We start from the raw sequence: 2,706 nt of genomic DNA on the forward strand, positions 1-2,706 counted from the left end.
CCGTGGTCTTGTGGGCGTCGAATTCGACAAACAGGCGGTCGGTCGCGTTCCACTTGACGTTAAGGCTGATATCGTCGGTCTGGGCCGTGTCGTGCTTGCCGATACCGAGGTTGCCGACCGGCAGACCATAGGCACCGAACCAGCCATCGATGTCACTGGTGGCAAGACCGGCTTGCATCAGGCCGGCGCCGATCGGGATGAGCGGTTCGCAGGCAGCGCGGTTTTCAGCCGGCGCTTCCGGACCACAGATCGGCGTACCCGGCGACGAGAAGCTCGTGTCCACGTCCAGCAGCTGGTATTCCCATTGCGTGTTGAAGCCATAGTTGGCAAACGCTTCGGTGGTGTGCTCGAGAGCATCCGTGGCGTTGTCGACATAGACATATTTCAGCGTCGCACGGAGAGTATCATTCTGCCATTGCAGGGCCGTGTAGAAGCTGTTCCGCTCACGGTCGAACTCGTTCGTCCGCATCTGCCAGCCCGGAACAACCGCCGCGATCCGGCTCGCCGGATAGAGCGTGCCGTCGATCGGCTGGTTGGTGAGATCCTCGTCGCAGTTGTTGCAGGTCTCGAAGAAGTTGCGGTACTGGTAGCCTTCCGCCGGGGTCGGAAGACCCTGGCCGGCGATGTTCATGCCGTCCCAGTCCGCCGGCACAACGCGCGGCGACGGGGCAGCCTGCTGCCAGCCATGGATGTCGGATTTCAGTTCCGAGCTCGAGGCCGAGACGATGATACCGAATTCACCCTTGTCGGTGTCCCAGCGATTGCCGACAATACCGCTATAGGACGGGGCCCATTCTTCGCGGAGGTCAGCATAGGTCTCGTCCAAAATCAGGGCACCAAAGAAGCCTTGGCGGTCGAACGGCTCGAGCGTGCGCAGATTGAGAATGTTGCCGATCTTGGTCAGATCGAACACGCCGATCACCGAGATCAGCGATGTGACCTGAAGCTGGTTCACCAGAAGACCGACCAGCGGCCCGATGGAGAAAGCGGCGGCCTGCGGAAAGAGAACGAAGCGCAGGATCTGCCAGCGCGAATGCCCGTAAACCTTTGCCGCCGCCACCTGCTCCGCATCCACCGCGTCGATCCCTGAGCGGAAGATTACGAATGCGAACGCCGCCGTGTTCAGGCTGATGGTGAGCGATGCCGCCACGAATGGCGTCATGTTGATTTGAAAGAAGGCCGGCAGACCGAAGAAAACCAGAAAAAGCTGCACCAGAACCGGCGAGTTCTTGAGCGCTTCGCTGATCGTGACGATCACCTGCCGCAGCACCGGCACGCGGTAGTAGTCGACCAGAATGAACAGGGCCGCGATCAGAAGCCCGACAAGCGTGGTGAGCGTGAAAAGCCCCACCGTGACGCCCAGCCCCTGCGCAAGTAGCACCAGGTCGTAGGGCGTGAAGTCTGCATACCTCATGCCGAACCTCCCGTATCCATCGCCCGGTTTAGCCGCCTATGAACCGTGTTGATCAGAAGCGACAGCGCATAGGTGAGCGTGGCGTAGAGCACGAGCAGCACCAGATAGACCTCGAAGGGCTTGAAGGTGGTCGAAGCCACGATCTTGGCGGTGCCCGTCAGTTCATTAATCGTGATGGTCGACAGGATCGAGGAGGTCAGCACCATGTTGATCAGCACCGAGCCCATGGGGCGCACGGAGGTGCGCAGCGCAATCGGCAGGACGATTTTCGTGAAGATGGTCCAGCGGCTCAAGCCACTCACCTTCGCCGCTTCGATCACGCCCTGATCCACCGCCAGAATGCCCGAGCGGATGACATCGGAGACGAACGCGCCGCCGATGATCGACAGGGCGATCACACCGGTCTCGAACGCACCGATATAGATGCCGATTTCCGGCAGGCCGTAAAAGAAGAAGAAGAGCTGAACGATGAACGGCGTGTTGCGGAAAACATCGCTATAGGCGAACGCAACCCCGCGCACGATCCGGTTTCCCGATGTACGAAGCGATGCCATCAAGGCTCCGATGACGACCGCCCCGATGATCGCCAGCGTGCAGGCGAGCACGGTGAGCAGAAACCCGTCGAGCATGAAGGGCAGGTGCGGCCGAAGCGTAACCCAGAGCTGATTCAACGTCCCTCCTCTCCTCAAAAAGTGAAAGCGCTTTCATAATCGATGAATAAAACCCGATGTCAAGGAAAACAGGCGCGAACTCGCCAGGAACCATACTCTGAAGAGAAGACCAAGCAGGGTCGCCCCGTTCCCCAACGAAAAAGCGCGATCTCGGTTTTCCAGTCCGAGCAGGCACACTTTTGCACAATCCAAGACCAATTCGCTTATTGATGATCGATAATTATTGACTCACCATAAATCGATCATTAACGATCATGTATGGGAGGATAAATTGACAAGCACGCGCCACCGTTTCCCGCAGGAACGCCAGCAGCAGATGATCGACATGATCGTCGAGCGCAAGCGCGTGGGTACAGCCGAACTGGCCGAACTCCTGAAGATTTCATTGCCGACGGTTCGCCGCGACCTGACGGTCCTCGAACAGGCCGGTATCGTCGCGCGCACCCATGGCGGCGTCGTCGCGAGAGGCGCGGGACAAGGCGACACCGAGCCGCTTTTCCTGGAAAAGGTACGCCACAACCAGAATCTCAAGCAGCGCATCGGGCAGAAGGCGGCCGACAGCCTTGACGACGGTCAGGTGGCGCTGCTCGATTCCGGCACCACAGCACTCGCAACGGCCCG

Annotated in this window: 3 protein-coding genes; 1 reads left to right on the forward strand and 2 read right to left on the reverse strand. The window is 59.5% G+C overall.

The window, feature by feature from the left end:
* Together QZ638_RS23170 and QZ638_RS23175 are read right to left on the reverse strand one after the other, a co-directional pair.
* Window positions 1–1,414: ABC transporter permease subunit (locus QZ638_RS23170; protein WP_295815105.1), on the reverse strand; the 1,414-nt coding region annotated here is incomplete at its 3' end.
* Window positions 1,411–2,085, reverse strand: a complete 675-nt coding sequence (locus tag QZ638_RS23175; RefSeq protein WP_295815107.1) for an amino acid ABC transporter permease — start codon at window positions 2,083–2,085, stop codon at window positions 1,411–1,413. The genes QZ638_RS23170 and QZ638_RS23175, both read right to left, overlap by 4 nt.
* A gap of 271 nt (window positions 2,086–2,356) precedes the next feature.
* On the opposite strand from QZ638_RS23175, the gene QZ638_RS23180 reads away from it, so the two are divergent.
* Window positions 2,357–2,706, forward strand: a 350-nt coding sequence (locus QZ638_RS23180; RefSeq protein WP_295815109.1) for a DeoR family transcriptional regulator, incomplete at its 3' end; no start/stop codon positions are given.

The organism is uncultured Nitratireductor sp., from assembly GCF_913053745.1.
In the GTDB taxonomy this organism is placed as follows: Bacteria; Pseudomonadota; Alphaproteobacteria; order Rhizobiales; family Rhizobiaceae; genus Nitratireductor.